The organism is Streptomyces azureus (assembly GCF_001270025.1).
GTDB classification, from domain to species: Bacteria; Actinomycetota; Actinomycetes; order Streptomycetales; family Streptomycetaceae; genus Streptomyces; species Streptomyces azureus.
Map to the genome: position 1 here is coordinate 1 of NZ_DF968229.1, position 16,102 is coordinate 16,102.

General features: G+C 69.9%; 13 protein-coding genes. 12 read left to right on the plus strand and 1 reads right to left on the minus strand.

The window, feature by feature from the left end; genetic code table 11:
* The 10 genes from murD to AOQ53_RS09115 all read left to right on the plus strand — a co-directional run.
* A partial coding sequence (gene murD, locus AOQ53_RS09070) for a UDP-N-acetylmuramoyl-L-alanine--D-glutamate ligase (protein WP_059416475.1) occupies positions 1–1,204 on the plus strand: 1,204 nt, incomplete at its 5' end.
* Between the two features lie 132 nt (positions 1,205–1,336).
* Complete coding sequence (gene ftsW, locus AOQ53_RS09075; RefSeq protein ID WP_059416476.1) at positions 1,337–2,701, plus strand: putative lipid II flippase FtsW; 1,365 nt, start codon at positions 1,337–1,339, stop codon at positions 2,699–2,701.
* Between the two features lie 6 nt (positions 2,702–2,707).
* Positions 2,708–3,805, plus strand: coding sequence for an undecaprenyldiphospho-muramoylpentapeptide beta-N-acetylglucosaminyltransferase (gene murG / locus AOQ53_RS09080; protein WP_059416477.1), 1,098 nt, complete (start codon positions 2,708–2,710; stop codon positions 3,803–3,805).
* Positions 3,806–3,831: 26 nt separating this feature from the next.
* Positions 3,832–4,626 carry a cell division protein FtsQ/DivIB gene (locus tag AOQ53_RS09085; protein ID WP_059416478.1) on the plus strand — a complete coding sequence of 265 codons (795 nt, stop codon included), beginning with the start codon at positions 3,832–3,834 and terminating at the stop codon, positions 4,624–4,626.
* 288 nt (positions 4,627–4,914) lie between these two features.
* The gene (gene ftsZ / locus AOQ53_RS09090; protein ID WP_059416479.1) at positions 4,915–6,108 is read left to right on the plus strand and encodes a cell division protein FtsZ; all 1,194 of its coding nucleotides are present in this window, start codon (positions 4,915–4,917) and stop codon (positions 6,106–6,108) included.
* A 10-nt stretch (positions 6,109–6,118) separates the two neighbouring features.
* Positions 6,119–6,850 carry a peptidoglycan editing factor PgeF gene (gene pgeF / locus AOQ53_RS09095; RefSeq protein ID WP_059416480.1) on the plus strand — a complete coding sequence of 244 codons (732 nt, stop codon included), beginning with the start codon at positions 6,119–6,121 and terminating at the stop codon, positions 6,848–6,850.
* Positions 6,851–6,856: 6 nt separating this feature from the next.
* The gene (locus AOQ53_RS09100; RefSeq protein WP_059416481.1) at positions 6,857–7,576 is read left to right on the plus strand and encodes a YggS family pyridoxal phosphate-dependent enzyme; all 720 of its coding nucleotides are present in this window, start codon (positions 6,857–6,859) and stop codon (positions 7,574–7,576) included.
* A gap of 129 nt (positions 7,577–7,705) precedes the next feature.
* A complete protein-coding gene (gene sepF, locus AOQ53_RS09105) occupies positions 7,706–8,347 on the plus strand; it encodes a cell division protein SepF (protein WP_059416514.1) in 642 nt (213 codons plus the stop codon).
* 59 nt (positions 8,348–8,406) lie between these two features.
* Positions 8,407–8,691 (plus strand): YggT family protein, encoded by a 285-nt coding sequence (locus AOQ53_RS09110; protein ID WP_007448661.1) that lies wholly within the window; start codon positions 8,407–8,409, stop codon positions 8,689–8,691.
* Positions 8,692–8,744: 53 nt separating this feature from the next.
* Positions 8,745–9,884, plus strand: a complete 1,140-nt coding sequence (locus AOQ53_RS09115; protein ID WP_059416482.1) for a DivIVA domain-containing protein — start codon at positions 8,745–8,747, stop codon at positions 9,882–9,884.
* 219 nt (positions 9,885–10,103) lie between these two features.
* Here the strand turns inward: AOQ53_RS09115 and ileS are convergent, their stop codons facing one another.
* Complete coding sequence (gene ileS / locus AOQ53_RS09120; protein ID WP_059416483.1) at positions 10,104–13,256, minus strand: isoleucine--tRNA ligase; 3,153 nt, start codon at positions 13,254–13,256, stop codon at positions 10,104–10,106.
* Between the two features lie 627 nt (positions 13,257–13,883).
* Here ileS and AOQ53_RS09125 point away from each other — a divergent pair.
* Together AOQ53_RS09125 and lspA are read left to right on the plus strand one after the other, a co-directional pair.
* Positions 13,884–15,284 carry a TraR/DksA family transcriptional regulator gene (locus AOQ53_RS09125; protein ID WP_174523247.1) on the plus strand — a complete coding sequence of 467 codons (1,401 nt, stop codon included), beginning with the start codon at positions 13,884–13,886 and terminating at the stop codon, positions 15,282–15,284.
* An 89-nt stretch (positions 15,285–15,373) separates the two neighbouring features.
* Complete coding sequence (gene lspA, locus AOQ53_RS09130; RefSeq protein WP_059416484.1) at positions 15,374–16,060, plus strand: signal peptidase II; 687 nt, start codon at positions 15,374–15,376, stop codon at positions 16,058–16,060.
* Positions 16,061–16,102 lie beyond the last annotated feature (42 nt).

The window sequence follows — 16,102 nt, forward strand, 5'->3', positions numbered from 1 at the left end:
GCTGATCGTCACCGCGCCCGGCTGGAAGCCGGACAAGCCGCTGTTCGCGGCGGCGGAGCGGGCGGGCGTCCCCGTCTGGGGCGACGTCGAGCTGGCCTGGCGCCTGCGCGGTCCCGACGCGGCCCCGTGGCTCGCCGTCACGGGCACCAACGGCAAGACCACCACGGTGCAGATGCTCGCCTCGATCCTGAAGGCGGCGGGCCTGCGCACGGCCGCCGTCGGCAACATCGGCGTCTCCCTGCTGGACGCGGTGCTCGGCGAGGAGCGGTACGACGTGCTGGCCGTGGAGCTGTCCAGCTACCAGCTGCACTGGGCGCCGTCGCTGCGCGCCCACTCGGCCGCCGTGCTCAACCTCGCCCCCGACCACCTCGACTGGCACGGCTCCATGGAGGCGTACGCCGCCGACAAGGGCCGTATCTACGAGGGCAATAGCGTCGCCTGCGTCTACAACGCCGCCGACAAGGCCACCGAGGACCTGGTCCGCGAGGCCGACGTCGAGGAGGGCTGCCGGGCCATCGGCTTCACCCTCGGCACCCCGGGCCCCTCCCAACTCGGTGTCGTGGAGGGCATCCTGGTCGACCGCGCCTTCGTCGAGAACCGGCAGAAGAACGCCCAGGAGCTCGCCGAGGTCGCCGACGTCAACCCGCCGGCCCCGCACAACATCGCCAACGCCCTCGCGGCGGCGGCCCTCGCGCGGGCGTACGGCGTGCCCGCCAAGGCCGTACGGGACGGTCTGCGGGCGTTCACCCCGGACGCCCACCGCATCGCGCACGTGGCCGACGTGGACGGGGTCGCGTACGTCGACGACTCCAAGGCCACCAACACCCACGCGGCGGAAGCCTCGTTGGCGGCCTACGAGTCGATCGTGTGGATCGCGGGCGGGCTCGCGAAGGGTGCGACCTTCGACGAGCTGGTCACCAAGTCGGCGCCGCGGCTGCGCGGGGCCGTACTGATCGGCGCGGACCGCGCGCTGATCCGCGAAGCCCTGGCGCGACACGCCCCGGAAGTACCCGTCGTCGACCTCGACCGGACCGACACTGGGGCGATGCGCGCGGCGGTGCAGGAGGCGCGGCGGCTCGCTCAGGCCGGTGACACGGTGCTGCTGGCTCCGGCCTGCGCCTCCATGGACATGTTCGCCAACTACAACAAGCGCGGGGACGCTTTCGCGGACGCCGTTCGCGAGCTCGGCTCCGCCGACGGCTGACCCGGGTCCGCCTCGCCCGGCGGCGCCGGGCGTATCTGGGAGGGACGCGTGACACGGATGTGGCTGGTGCCCGAGCGGCCGGGGAGCGTTCGCTTCGGAACGTCGTCTTCCGGCATGGCGGGGTGAGCGGCGATGCCCACCAGCCGCACCGGAAGGCCTCCGGTTCCACGCACTCCCAAGCGCCCGGTGACGCCCCGGCTCGCCCCTGAGAACGGCGTCCTGGCCTTCTACACCCGTGCGCGCAGGGGCTGGGACCGGCCGCTGACCGCCTACTACCTCATCTTCGGCGGCAGTCTGCTGATCACCGTGCTGGGCCTGGTGATGGTCTACTCGGCCTCCCAGATCACCGCGCTCCAGATGTCGCTGCCGGGCTCGTACTTCTTCCGCAAGCAGCTGCTGGCCGCCGTGATCGGCGCCGGGCTGCTCTTCGCCGCCTCCCGGATGCCCGTGAAGCTGCACCGGGCCCTGGCCTATCCGATCCTCGCGGGCGCCGTCTTCCTCATGGCCCTGGTGCAGGTCCCCGGGATAGGAGTGTCGGTCAACGGCAACCAGAACTGGATCGCGCTCGGCGGCTCCTTCCAGATCCAGCCCAGCGAGTTCGGCAAGCTCGCCCTCGTGCTGTGGGGCGCCGACCTGCTCGCCCGCAAACAGGACAAGAAGCTGCTGACCCAGTGGAAGCACATGCTCGTGCCGCTGGTGCCGGCCGCCTTCATGCTGCTCGGCCTGATCATGATCGGCGGCGACATGGGTACGGCGATCATCCTCACGGCGATCCTGTTCGGCCTGCTGTGGCTGGCGGGCGCTCCCACCCGGCTGTTCATCGGCGTCCTGTCGATCGCCGCGGTGCTCGGCGCCATCCTCATCACGTCCAGCTCGAACCGCATGGCCCGCCTGCAGTGCCTCGGCGCCACCGAACCCCAGTCCGGTCCCGTCGACTGCTGGCAGGCCGTGCACGGCATCTATGCCCTCGCCTCCGGCGGAATCTTCGGCTCCGGGCTGGGTGCGAGTGTGGAGAAATGGGGCCAACTCCCCGAAGCCCATACCGACTTCATCTTCGCCGTCACCGGTGAGGAACTGGGCCTGGCGGGGACGCTGTCGGTACTCGCCCTCTTCGCGGCTCTAGGCTATGCGGGTATCCGCGTGGCCGGACGCACGGAGGACCCCTTCGTGAGGTATGCCGCGGGAGGCGTGACCACCTGGATCACGGCCCAGGCCGTGATCAACATCGGTGCGGTGCTCGGTCTGCTGCCGATCGCCGGCGTCCCCCTCCCGTTGTTCTCCTACGGGGGATCCGCCCTGCTGCCGACCATGTTCGCCATCGGGCTGCTGATCGCCTTCGCGCGTGACGAGCCCGCTGCGCGGGCGGCGCTTGCGATGCGGCAACCCTGCTTTGGTAGAAAGCGGGGGGCTGGGGGAACCGGTTCCGGCCGGAGTCCCCGGAGATGGAACACGATGCGACGGCGCGCCTCGGCGGCGCGCTCGTCCGGAGAGCGGTGAATTTCGGTGCATGTCGTACTCGCCGGCGGAGGAACCGCGGGCCACATCGAGCCCGCGCTCGCCCTCGCGGACGCCCTGCGCAGGCAGGATCCGACCGTGGGCATCACAGCCCTGGGCACGGAGCGAGGCCTGGAGACACGTCTCGTACCCGAGCGCGGGTACGAACTCGCGCTGATCCCCGCCGTACCGCTGCCACGCAAGCCCACCCCCGAGCTGATCACCGTCCCGGGCCGGCTGCGCGGCACCATCAAGGCGACCGAGCAGATCCTGGAGCGCACCAAGGCGGACGCCGTGGTCGGCTTCGGCGGCTACGTCGCCCTGCCCGGCTACCTCGCGGCCAAGCGCCTCGGCGTGCCGATCGTCATCCACGAGGCCAACGCCCGCCCGGGCCTGGCCAACAAGATCGGCTCGCGCTACGCCAGCCAGGTCGCCGTCTCCACCCCGGACAGCAAGCTGCGGGGCGCCCGCTACATCGGCATCCCGCTGCGCCGCTCCATCGCCACCCTGGACCGGGCCGCCGTACGCCCCGAGGCCCGCGCCGCGTTCGGGCTCGACCCGAACCTGCCCACGCTGCTGGTCACCGGCGGCTCCCAGGGCGCCCGCCGCCTCAACGAGGTCGTCCAGCAGGTCGCGCCCTGGCTCCAGCAGGCCGGGATCCAGATCCTGCACGCGGTCGGACCGAAGAACGAACTGCCGCACGTCCAGCAGATGCCGGGGATGCCCCCCTACATCCCGGTAAGTTACCTGGACCGGATGGACCTCGCGTACGCCGCGGCCGACATGATGCTCTGCCGCGCGGGCGCGATGACCGTCGCCGAGCTCTCCGCCGTCGGGCTCCCGGCCGCCTACGTCCCGCTGCCCATCGGTAACGGCGAACAGCGGCTCAACGCCCAGCCGGTGGTCAAGGCCGGCGGCGGCCTGCTGGTCGACGACGCCGAGCTGACCCCCGAGTGGGTCCAGCAGAACGTGCTGCCCGTGCTCGCCGACCCGCACCGGCTGTACCAGATGTCCCGCGCCGCCGCCGAGTTCGGCCGCCGGGACGCCGACGACCTGCTCGTCGGCATGGTGTACGAGGCGATCGCCGCCAGTCGTGCACACCGCTAGGACTGTATGACGGAAGGCAGGGGAGCGTGGCCGGATCGACCACCGCCGAGCGCGGTGAACGCCAGCAGGAGTCGTCCGGCCCGCCGCCCCGCCTGCGGTCGAGGCGGGCCCGGCTTCGCGCGATCGTCATCCTGGGTCTCGTCCTGGTGTTCCTCGGCATCCCGACGGTGTGGCTCTTCTACGGCTCCGACTGGCTGCGCGCCGAGCAGGTCTCCGTGTCGGGTACACGGGTCCTGACGCCGGCTCAGGTCGAGGCGGCCGCCGACGTCCCCCTGGGGGAGCCGCTGATTTCCGTCGACACCGATGCGATCGAGACGAGACTGCGCCAAAAAATGCCCCGAATTGACTCGGTTGACGTGGTCCGTTCCTGGCCCCATGGAATCGACCTGAAAGTGGTCGAGCGGACTCCGGTTCTGATTGTCCAAAAGGGCCGAAAGTTCGTCGAAGTGGACGATGAAGGTGTCCGTTTCGCCACGGTTTCCAAGGCGCCGAAAGGCGTGCCCGCACTGGAATTGACGCTCTCCCGGTCCAGCTCCGCCGCCGCGAGCCTGCGCCGCTTCGGCGAGTCCCGGCTGGTGCGCGAGGCGGTCGGCGTCGCCCGTGCGGTTCCGGCCGCCGTCGCGCGCGACACACGGACCGTCAAGGCCCGTTCCTACGACGACATCTCGCTGGAGTTGAGGGACGGCCGTACGGTCGTCTGGGGCAGCAGCGAGAAGGGCGCCGCGAAGGCCCGTACGCTCACCGCCCTGATGAAAGCCTCGCCCGGCGCGCGGTACTTCGACGTGAGTGTCCCCACCGCGCCTGCGTCATCAGGAAGTTGACGCACATCCGCGCAGGCCAGCACCCTGGTTGGGCAGTGCTACGGCTGATCACATAGGGTGAAAAGAAAAACGGGAGGTTCGGCGTGTTCGTTGAACGTGCGCCACTTGTCGACTTAGTGTCCTGTTCAGAAGACTCCAAGGAACAGACACACTGGTAACCCTAAACTTCAGGGTTAGGGTTCGGGTCGGCGATACGGACCGTCCCATTCGGCATCAGTCGTCGGGTCGCGGGGCGCAGCGCGCCACGGTGATTCGGCGACACGTAACTCGAGGCGAGAGGCCTTCGACGTGGCAGCACCGCAGAACTACCTCGCAGTCATCAAAGTCATCGGTGTCGGCGGCGGTGGTGTCAATGCCATCAACCGGATGATCGAGGTCGGTCTCAAGGGCGTCGAGTTCATCGCCATCAACACCGACGCGCAAGCTCTGTTGATGAGCGACGCCGACGTCAAGCTGGACGTCGGCCGTGAACTCACCCGCGGACTCGGCGCCGGAGCCAACCCGGCCGTGGGCCGCAAGGCCGCCGAGGACCACCGCGAGGAGATCGAGGAGGTCCTCAAGGGGGCCGACATGGTCTTCGTGACAGCCGGTGAAGGCGGCGGCACCGGCACCGGCGGCGCGCCCGTCGTGGCCAACATCGCCCGCTCGCTCGGTGCCCTCACCATCGGCGTGGTGACGCGCCCGTTCACTTTCGAGGGACGGCGCCGCGCGAACCAGGCCGAGGACGGCATCGCCGAGCTCCGCGAAGAGGTCGACACCCTCATCGTCATCCCGAACGACCGACTGCTGTCCATCTCGGACCGCCAGGTCTCGGTGCTGGACGCCTTCAAGTCGGCCGACCAGGTCCTGCTCTCCGGTGTCCAGGGCATCACCGACCTCATCACCACCCCGGGCCTCATCAACCTCGACTTCGCCGACGTCAAGTCGGTCATGTCCGAGGCCGGCTCGGCCCTGATGGGTATCGGCTCCGCCCGCGGCGACGACCGCGCGGTCGCCGCCGCCGAGATGGCGATCTCCTCCCCGCTGCTGGAGGCGTCCATCGACGGCGCCCGCGGTGTGCTGCTCTCCATCTCCGGTGGCTCGGACCTCGGTCTGTTCGAGATCAACGAGGCCGCCCAGCTGGTGAGCGAGGCCGCCCACCCCGAGGCCAACATCATCTTCGGCGCGGTGATCGACGACGCCCTGGGCGACGAGGTCAGAGTCACCGTGATCGCGGCCGGCTTCGACGGCGGCCAGCCGCCCTCCAAGCGGGACAACGTCCTCGGCTCGTCCTCGGTCAAGCGTGAGGAGCCGACCCCGGTACGGCAGACCGAGAGCCGCCCGTCCTTCGGTTCGCTCGGCAGCGTGACCCCGAAGGAGGACCCGGAGCCCGCTCCGGAGCCGGTCAACGACATCCCGGTCGCCCCGCCGGTCCCGCCGGCGCCGCGGACCTACTCGGACAGCGCGGCCGAGGAACTGGACGTACCGGACTTCCTCAAGTGATCCTTCTGACGTGATAGGACAGCGCGAAAGCGCGAGCGGCGCCCACTTCGCCTTCACCGACCGGTGGGGCGGGGTGAGCGCCGCTCCGTATGAGGAGCTCAATCTCGGCGGGGCGGTCGGTGACGACCCCGACGCCGTACACGCCAACCGCGAACTGGCCGCGAAGTCCCTGGGCGTCGAGCCGGACCGGGTGGTCTGGATGAACCAGGTGCACGGGGCCGACGTGGCGGTGGTGGACGGGCCGTGGGGATCTTCCCCCGAGATCCCGTCGGTCGACGCGATCGTCACGACGCGGCGGGGGCTCGCCCTCGCCGTGCTCACCGCCGACTGCGTGCCGGTCCTGCTCGCCGATCCCGTCGCCGGAATCGCCGCCGCGGCCCACGCGGGCCGCCCCGGCATGATCGCCGGAGTCGTCCCGGCCGCGCTACGCGCGATGACGGACCTGGGTGCCGAGCCCTCCCGGATCGTCGCCCGCACCGGGCCCACCGTGTGCGGCCGGTGTTACGAAGTGCCCGAGGCGATGCGCGCCGAGGTGTCCGCCATCGAGCCGGCGGCGTACGCCGAGACGAGTTGGGGCACACCGGCGGTCGACGTGAGCGCCGGAGTGCACGCCCAACTGGAACGGCTCGGGGTGCGCGACCGGGCGCAGTCGCCGGTGTGCACGCTGGAGTCGGAGGATCACTTCTCGTACCGCCGCGACCGCACGACCGGTCGGCTCGCGGGCTATGTGTGGCTGGACTGATAGGGCATGACGGACCGTAAGGAAGAACTCGCCGCAAATCTGGCGAAAGTTGAGCGACGCATCGCCGACGCGTGCGCGGCCGCGGGGCGGGGGCGTGACGAGGTGACCCTGATCGTGGTCACCAAGACCTACCCCGCGACCGATGTGCGGATCCTCTCGGAACTCGGCGTGCGGCACGTCGCCGAGAACCGCGACCAGGACGCGGCACCGAAGGCCGCCGCCTGCGCGGATCTGCCCCTTACTTGGCATTTTGTCGGTCAACTCCAGACCAACAAGGTGCGATCCGTGGCCGGTTACGCGGCCTTCGTGCAGTCCGTCGATCGTTCCAAGCTCGTCACAGCTCTGTCGAAGGAGGCCGTCCGGGCCGGGCGGGAGCTGGGGTGTCTCATCCAGGTCGCACTCGACGCCGGCGAGAGCGCGCGGGGTGAGCGGGGAGGCGTGGCGCCCGCGGGAATCGAAGAGTTGGCCGACCTCGTCGCCGAAGCACCGGGGCTGCGGCTCGGCGGACTGATGACCGTCGCACCGCTCACCGGGGAGTACGCGGGACGCGAACAGGCGGCGTTCGGGCGGTTGATGGATTTGTCGACCGACCTGCGCCGGAGTCATCCGGCTGCCACCATGGTCTCGGCAGGGATGAGTGCGGACCTCGAACAGGCCGTGGCGGCCGGAGCGACACATGTGCGCGTCGGCAGCGCGGTACTCGGAGTCCGCCCCAGGCTCGGGTAACGTCGCCAGGAAGTCGGACCACAGCAGAAAATATGGTCATTGCCGCCGAAAGGCGGATTCAAGGACCTCGTGGATCGCGGGCACCTGGCAGTCGTCAGCCGATCCACCACAGAGCGGAGGACTCAGAGCATGGCCGGCGCGATGCGCAAGATGGCGGTCTACCTCGGCCTCGTGGAGGACGATGGGTACGACGGCCGCGGATTCGATCCCGACGACGACTTCGAACCAGAGCTGGACCCGGAGCCCGAGCGGGACCACCGACGGCACGAGCCGTCCCACCAGCCGCACGGCTCACATCAGCCCCAAAGGGACGAAGAGGTACGAGTCGTACAGCCGCCCGCACCTCGTGAACCGGCCGCCCGTTCCGCTTCGCTACCCGCGGAATCCGGCCGCCCGGCGCGCATCGCGCCCGTGGCATCCATCACACAAGAACGCGCAAGTCTGGAGAAGAACGCACCGGTGATCATGCCCAAGGTCGTGTCCGAACGAGAGCCTTACCGGATCACCACGCTTCACCCACGGACCTACAACGAGGCCCGTACCATCGGGGAACACTTCCGTGAAGGCACTCCGGTGATCATGAATCTGACTGAGATGGATGACACAGATGCGAAGCGACTTGTCGACTTTGCGGCCGGTTTGGTGTTTGGTCTTCACGGCAGTATCGAGCGGGTGACGCAGAAGGTGTTCCTGTTGTCGCCTGCTAACGTCGATGTCACGGCGGAGGACAAGGCCCGCATCGCAGAGGGCGGGTTCTTCAACCAGAGCTGAGACGTAACACCGGAAGCAGCAGTAACAGCAGGGCACAGGGGAGAGGGAAGCAAGAGGTCATGAGCGTGGTTTTGGATGTCGTCTACATCGCGCTGATGTGCTTCCTCATCGTGCTCATCTTCCGGCTGGTCATGGACTATGTCTTCCAGTTCGCCCGCTCATGGCAACCAGGCAAGGCGATGGTGGTCGTTCTGGAGGCCACCTACACTGTCACGGATCCACCGCTCAAGCTTCTGCGGCGGTTCATTCCGCCGCTGCGTCTCGGGGGCGTGGCGCTCGACCTGTCCTTCTTCGTGCTGATGATCATCGTCTACATCCTGATCTCGATCGTGAGCCGGCTGTGAGCGATGTGAACTACGGTCTTGCCGAATGCCGACGACTACGTTGAGGTGAAGAGATGCCGTTGACCCCCGAGGACGTGCGGAACAAGCAGTTCACGACCGTCCGCCTCCGAGAAGGCTATGACGAGGACGAGGTCGATGCCTTCCTCGACGAGGTCGAAGCCGAACTGACCCGCCTGCTCCGCGAGAACGAGGACCTGCGCGCCAAGCTGGCCGCGGCCACGCGCGCTGCTGCCCAGAATCAGCAGAACATGCGCAAGCCTCCGGAGCAGCAGGATCAGCAGCAACAACAGCAACAGCAACAGCAGCAGCAGGGCATGCGCGGTCCAGGTGGTCCCGTACCCGCCGGCATATCGGGCCCGCCGCAGCAGCAGATGGGTGGCCCCATGGGTGGTCCGCCCCAGCTGCCGAGCGGTGCCCCGCAGCTGCCCGCCGGTCCCGGCGGTCAGGGTGGCCCGCAGGGTCCCGGCCCCATGGGCCAGGGTCCGGGCGGTCCCGGCCCGATGGGCCAGCCCCCTATGCAGCAGCAGATGGGTGGTCCGATGGGCGGCCCCATGGGTGGTCCGATGGGCGGCCCCGGTCAGGGAGGCCCCGGTGGCGACAGCGCCGCCCGTGTCCTCTCGCTGGCCCAGCAGACCGCCGACCAGGCGATCGCCGAGGCCCGTTCCGAAGCCAACAAGATCGTCGGCGAGGCGCGTTCGCGTGCCGAGGGTCTGGAGCGTGACGCCCGTGCCAAGGCCGATGCCCTGGAGCGGGACGCGCAGGAGAAGCACCGCGTCGCGATGGGCTCCCTGGAGTCCGCCCGCGCCACGCTGGAGCGCAAGGTCGAGGACCTGCGCGGCTTCGAGCGCGAGTACCGCACGCGCCTGAAGTCGTACCTGGAGTCGCAGCTGCGTCAGCTGGAGACCCAGGCCGACGACTCGCTGGCCCCGCCGCGTACTCCGGCGACCGCCTCCCTCCCGCCGTCCCCGGCGCCTTCCATGGCACCGGCCGGCGCGAGCGCCCCGTCGTACGGCGGTGGCAACCAGACGATGGGCGGCGGCCCCTCGCAGTCCGGTCCGTCCTACGGCGGTCAGCAGCAGATGTCCCCGGCGATGACCCAGCCCATGGCGCCGGTGCGTCCGCAGGGTCCGTCGCCGATGGGTCAGGCGCCCTCGCCCATGCGGGGCTTCCTGATCGACGAGGACGACAACTGACGGCCTGATGGCCAGTAGTACGGCGTAGACGTCGGCAGCGTTCAGGGCGGGGCCCCGGGTTGAACCCGGGGCCCCGCCCTTTTGCCGCACGTGTCCGTGCGCACAGCACCGGTGTTCGTGCATGCGCAACCGCGTTCGTGCGCACGCAACGCCGAAGGCCCGGACTCACCAAGATTTTTGGCGGGTCCGGGCCTTCGGCCTGGGGGTTACGCCCTGTGGCTACGCCTTGCGCAGGCGGAACGTCAGCGTCAGCCCCTCGTCCGTGAAGGGGTTCCCGAAGCTGTCGTCCGCGCCGCCTTCGGCGAAGTCGGTCGCCAGGACCTCGTCGGCGATCAGGCCGGCGTGGTCGGTGAGGGCAGCGACCGTCGCCGGGTCCGTGGCGGTCCAGCGCAGTGCGATGCGGTCGGCCACGTCGAGGCCGCTGTTCTTGCGCGCCTCCTGGATCAGGCGGATCGCGTCACGGGCCAGGCCCGCACGGCGGAGCTCCTCCGTGATCTCCAGGTCCAGCGCCACCGTCGCACCCGAGTCGGATGCCACGGACCAGCCCTCGCGCGGGGTCTCCGTGATGATCACCTCGTCCGGAGCGAGGGTGACCGTCTCGCCGTCGACCTCCACCGACGCCGTGCCCTCGCGCAGGGCCAGGGACAGCGCGGCCGCGTCCGTGTTCGCGATGGCCTTGGCCACGTCCTGGACGCGCTTGCCGAAACGCTTGCCCAGCGCGCGGAAGTTGGCCTTCGCGGTGGTGTCGACCAGGGAGCCGCCGACCTCGCTCAGCGTCGCCAGGGACTCGACGTTCAGCTCCTCCGTGATCTGCGTGCGCAGTTCCGAGCCGAGCGCCTCGAAGCCCGTCGCCGCGATCAGGGCGCGGGAGAGCGGCTGACGCGTCTTGACGCCCGACTCCGCGCGCGTGGCACGGCCCAGCTCCACGAGCCGGCGCACCAGCACCATCTGCTTCGACAGCTCCGGGTCGATGGCGGTGAGGTCCGCCTCCGGCCAGGTCGACAGGTGGACCGAATCGGGGGCACCCGGGGTGACCGGGACGATCAGGTCCTGCCACACCCGCTCGGTGATGAACGGGGTCAGCGGGGCCATCAGCTGTGTCACCGTCTCGACGACCTCGTGCAGCGTGCGCAGCGCCGCCTTGTCGCCCTGCCAGAAGCGGCGGCGGGAGCGGCGCACGTACCAGTTCGACAGGTCGTCGACGAACGCGGACAGCAGCTTGCCGGCGCGCTGGGTGTCGTAGGCGTCGAGGGCCTGGGTGACCTGGTCGGTGAGCGCGTGCAGTTCGGACAGCAGCCAGCGGTCCAGGACCGGGCGGTCGGCCGGGGCCGGGTCGGCCTCGGACGGGGCCCAGCCGGACGTACGCGCGTACAGGGCCTGGAAGGCGACCGTGTTCCAGTACGTGAGGAGCGTCTTGCGGACGACCTCCTGGATGGTGCCGTGGCCCACGCGGCGGGCCGCCCACGGGGAGCCGCCGGCCGCCATGAACCAGCGGACCGCGTCGGCGCCGTGCCGGTCCATGAGCGGGATCGGCTCCAGGGTGTTGCCCAGGTGCTTGGACATCTTGCGGCCGTCCTCGGCGAGGATGTGGCCCAGGCAGACCACGTTCTCGTACGAGGACTTGTCGAAGACCAGCGTGCCGACCGCCATCAGCGTGTAGAACCAGCCGCGGGTCTGGTCGATGGCCTCGCAGATGAACTGCGCCGGGTAACGGGCCTCGAAGATCTCCTTGTTCTTGTACGGGTATCCCCACTGCGCGAACGGCATCGAACCCGAGTCGTACCAGGCGTCGATGACCTCGGGCACGCGCGTGGCGGTCTGCCCGCAGCCGTCCTGCGGGCAGGCGAAGGTGACCTCGTCGATGAACGGGCGGTGCGGGTCCAGGCCCGACTGGTCGGCGCCGGTCAGCTCGGTCAGCTCGGTGAGGGAGCCGACGCAGGTGAGATGGTCGTCCGCGCAGCGCCAGATCGGCAGCGGGGTGCCCCAGTAGCGGTTGCGGGACAAGGCCCAGTCGATGTTGTTGTTCAGCCAGTCGCCGTACCGGCCGTTCTTGACCGTGTCCGGGAACCAGTTGGTGTTCTCGTTCTCCGCGAGGAGACGGTCCTTGACTGCCGTGGTGCGGATGTACCAGGAGGGCTGCGCGTAGTAGAGCAGCGCGGTGTGGCAGCGCCAGCAGTGCGGGTAGCTGTGCTCGTACGGGATGTGCTTGAAGAGCAGACCGCGCTGCTGGAGGTCCTCGGTGAGCTTTTCGTCCGCCTTCTTGAAGAAGACGCCGCCGACGAGGGGGACGTCCTCCTCGAACGTGCCGTCCGGGCGGACCGGGTTCACGACCGGCAGGCCGTACGCGCGGCAGACCTTGAGGTCGTCCTCACCGAAAGCGGGGGACTGGTGGACCAGACCCGTACCGTCCTCGGTCGTGACGTACTCGGCGTTCACGACGTAGTGCGTGCCGCCCTCGGTCTCCGGGAACTCGACCAGCTCGAACGGGCGCTGGTACGTCCAGCGCTCCAGCTCGGCGCCCGTGAACGTCTGGCCGGTGGTCTCCCAGCCCTCGCCGAGGGCCTTGGCGACGAGCGGCTCGGCGACGACGAGCTTCTCCTCGCCGTCGGTCGCGACGACGTAGGTCACCTCGGGGTGCGCGGCGACCGCCGTGTTGGAGACCAGCGTCCAGGGCGTGGTCGTCCACACCAGGAGCGCGGCCTCGCCGGCCAGCGGGCCGGAGGTGAGCGGGAAGCGGACGAAGACCGACGGGTCGACGACCGTCTCGTAGCCCTGCGCCAGCTCGTGGTCCGACAGGCCCGTGCCGCAGCGGGGGCACCAGGGGGCGACGCGGTGGTCCTGGGCCAGCAGGCCCTTGTTGAAGATCTCCTTGAGCGACCACCAGACCGACTCGATGTACTCGGGGTCCATGGTGCGGTAGGGGTCGGTGAGGTCGGTCCAGTAGCCCATGCGGGTCGTGAGTTCTTCGAAGGCGTCCGTGTGCCGGGTCACCGACTCGCGGCACTTCGCGTTGAACTCGGCGATGCCGTACGCCTCGATGTCCTGCTTGCCGGAGAAGCCGAGCTCCTTCTCCACGGTGAGCTCCACCGGGAGGCCGTGGCAGTCCCAGCCGGCCTTGCGGGCCACGTGGTAGCCGCGCATGGTGCGGAAGCGGGGGAAGACGTCCTTGAAGACGCGGGCCTCGATGTGGTGGGCGCCGGGCATGCCGTTGGCGGTGGGCGGACCCTCGTAGAACACCCACTCGGGGCGGCCCTCGGACTGCTCCAGGGTCTTGGCGAAGATCTTCTGCTCGCGCCAGAAGTCGAGCACGGCGTGCTCGAGGGCGGGCAGGTCGACCTGGGCGGGCACCTGGCGGTACGTCGGCGATGTCATCAGCGGGCTTCCTCCGGCGGACTTGCTGCCTTCCGTCCGGAGGGACGAGAGCTGTGTCTGCCTGCGCCGCCTTCGGCGCGCTCCCGCGGTACCACCCTCCTTGGCCCTCCGGCGCGGGGTGTGCGCCGGTGAGCCCCCTCATTGGGGTCGCGATGCCGGTTCTACTGGCCACTGCCCTCGGGATGCGGCTTTCTTCCGGCGGCTCCGGGGTGATCTTCACGTCGCGCTCGCCCCCGGGCTTCCACCGTCCCCGGGTCGCTCTGGGCTGCGTACGCCGCTACTCGTCCCCATCCACGCTTTTCGCTCCGCCCAGTGTACGGCGCCGCACGGACAGGGGCCGACCGCATTTTCGGGGGCGGTCGGGGACAGGGAGCCGTAAGGGGCGCCGTAATGGGTGACGTATGGGTTTGATGACCCGAATGGCGAGGTATGGGTGTTCGGATCCTGGGACGTCCGGCTCGGCGGATTACCCGGCGGGGAGCTGGGCACAACGGATGCAGGTTCGCCGCGCGCCGTGCGCGAGGCGGGCGAATCGGGCGGTGTGCCCCGTTGCCGCGGGACTCAAGTCGATTTATCGTCCCAGCACGATTCACGAGCAAGATCACAATATGTGAAGGGGCCGCGGCCATGGTGGCGAAGAAGACCGCCGTACAGCAGCCGGCGTCCGGCAGGTCCGCGGAGGCCTCCGGCGGTGCGGCCAAGGACGTGGGCGGGAAGAAGACCACACAGGGGGGCTCGGCGGGGCGGGCGGCGAAGGGGGCGGCCGGGAAGGCGACCGAGGGGACGAAGGCGGCTGTCGAGAAGACGAAGTCGGCGGTCAAGAAGGTGACGGGCAAGAAGGCCGTGGCCGGGAAAGTGGTGGCCAAGGCCGAGAAGGCCGTTGCCGAAAAGGTCGCGACGAAGAGGGCCGCGACGAAGGAGGCTGTGGCCAAGGAGGCCGCGGGCAAGGCTCCGGCCGAGAAGACGACCGAGAGGGAGACGGCGGCCGAGAAGGCGGCAGCCAGGAAGACGGCGGCCAAGGAGGCCGTGGCTGGAAAGGTCCCGGCCAAGAAGGCCCCCGCCAAGACGGCGGCGGCAAAGAAGGCGGCGGCCAAGGAAACAGCGCTCAAGGGGGCGGCAGGCAGGAAGACGGCGGCCAAGGAGGCCGCGGTCGAGGGGGCCCCGGGCAAGGAGACGGCGGCCAAGGAGGCGGCAGCCGGGAAGGCGGCTGAGAAGGCGGCGGCCACAGAGGCGCCAGCCAGGAAGGCGCCAGCCCGGAAGGCGGCAGCCAAAGAGACGGCGGCCGAGAAGGCGGCGGTCAAGGAGACGGTGGCCAGGAAGACGGCGGCAAAGAAGGACGCTGTCAGGAGGGCGAAGGCCGCCGAGGCCGGTGCCGCCGAGAAGGGCGTCGAGGCCGAGGGCGTTCGCGCCGGAGGCGAGAGCACCACCACGAAGGGCGGAGTCGGGAAGGGCGCGGCCCGGACCGGCGCCGTCACACAGGACACGGCCGGGAGCAGCACGGCCAAGAAGGCGGGTGCGGCCGAGGCCGCGCAGCAGACGGGAGCGACGACGGTGGGCGCGAAGAAGACTCCTGGCACGGCAACGGCGGCCAAGACCGCTGTTCCGAAGGCACGGGCGGCCGCGGTGGAGCCAGGTGAGCTCGCGGTACGCCCGGGCGAGGACCCCTGGACGGAGGCGGAGGTCGAGGAGGCGCGTGCCGAGCTGACGTCCGAGGAGACCCGGCTGCGTGAGGAGCTCGAGTCGTCGGAGCGGTCGCTCGCCGGTCTGATGCGGGACTCCGGGGACGGCGCCGGTCACGACGAGGCGGACACCGGCAGCAAGAACATCACGCGCGAGCACGAGCTGGCCCTGGCCGCCAACGCGCGCGAGATGCTCGTCCAGACCGAGCGCGCCCTGGAGCGCCTCGACTCCGGTACCTACGGCCTGTGCGAGAACTGCGGCAACCCCATCGGCAAGGCCCGCATGCAGGCCTTCCCGCGGGCCACTCTGTGCGTGGAGTGCAAGCAGAAGCAGGAGCGCCGTTACTGACCGGCGGCTGAATGCCTCCTGAGCACGTGGGACGCCCGGGGTGTGCCGTACCCTCGTCCTCAGTCAGGCACCTAGGTTGAGGGACTCACGTGGCAGAGGCGGAGCGCATCATCGGTACGCCGGACACACCGGACGCGGCCGGTAACGGGCGGGAGCGGCCCGGCGAGGACGCGGCGTCGGGCGAGCGCGCCGACTCCGAGGGCACCCGGGCCCCGGCCGGCGGCTCCGGCGATGCGGCGGCCGCCGGGGCGTCCGGCACGGATGAGCCGACGGCGGCCGGGCGTCCCCGGGGCAAGCGCCGCATCGCGGTCCTGTTCGCGGTCGCCATGGTTGCGTACGCCCTCGACCTGATCAGCAAGATGCTCGTGGTGGCCAAGCTGGAGCACCACCCGCCCATCGAGATCATCGGGGACTGGCTGAAGTTCGAGGCGATCCGCAACGCGGGCGCGGCCTTCGGCTTCGGAGAGGCCTTCACGGTGATCTTCACCATGATCGCGGCGGCGGTGATCGTGGTGATCGCCCGGCTCGCCCGCAAGCTCTACAGCCTGCCCTGGGCGATCGCGCTCGGCCTGCTGCTCGGCGGTGCGCTGGGCAACCTCACCGACCGGATCTTCCGGGCGCCGGGCGTCTTCGAGGGCGCGGTCGTGGACTTCATCGCGCCCAAGCACTTCGCCGTCTTCAACCTGGCGGACTCGGCGATCGTGTGCGGCGGCATCCTGATCGTGCTGCTGTCGTTCAAGGGGCTCGACCCTGACGGGACCGTCCACAAGGACTGAGCCCGCGAGGGGTTGTCCACAGGCTCCGTACGGGGCTGTCTC